Here is a 653-nt window from a genome sequence, read left to right as displayed (position 1 = left end):
ACTTCAAACTGCTTTTCACCATCAACATCTGCGATTTCGATAATCGAAATATCGAAAGTACCACCACCAAGGTCATACACAGCAATCGTAGAATCACCTTGGCTCTTATCTAGGCCGTAAGCAAGTGCTGCTGCAGTTGGCTCGTTGATAATACGCTTAACATCAAGACCAGCGATTTTACCTGCATCTTTTGTTGCCTGACGCTGAGAGTCATTGAAGTATGCTGGAACAGTGATAACTGCTTCAGTAATGTCTTCACCTAAGTAATCTTCTGCAGTCTTCTTCATCTTTTTCAAGATTTCAGCAGATATCTGAGGTGGAGCCTTCTTCTCGCCTTTTACCTCAACCCATGCATCACCATTGTCTGCTTTAACGATGTTGTATGGCACCATATTGATGTCTTTCTGTACTACGTCTGAATCGAATGTACGACCAATCAAACGCTTAATTGCGAATAAAGTATTAGCAGGATTAGTAACTGCCTGACGCTTCGCTGGCTGACCAACTAATGTTTCGTTATCGTCAGCAAATGCAATGATAGATGGGGTAGTACGATCACCCTCTGCGTTTTCGATAACTTTTGCCTGATCACCATCCAATACAGATACACAAGAGTTTGTAGTACCTAAGTCGATTCCAATGATTTTTCCCAT

General features: G+C 42.0%; 1 protein-coding gene. It reads right to left on the bottom strand.

From position 1 onward, the window contains the following. On the bottom strand, window positions 1-653 hold a 653-nt coding region (locus A3738_RS09450; RefSeq protein ID WP_156504144.1), incomplete at both ends, for an Hsp70 family protein.

Source organism: Oleiphilus sp. HI0066, from assembly GCF_001635725.1.
The sequence above is the reverse complement of the archived record's forward strand: the minus strand, read 5'-3'. Positions and strand labels throughout refer to the sequence as shown.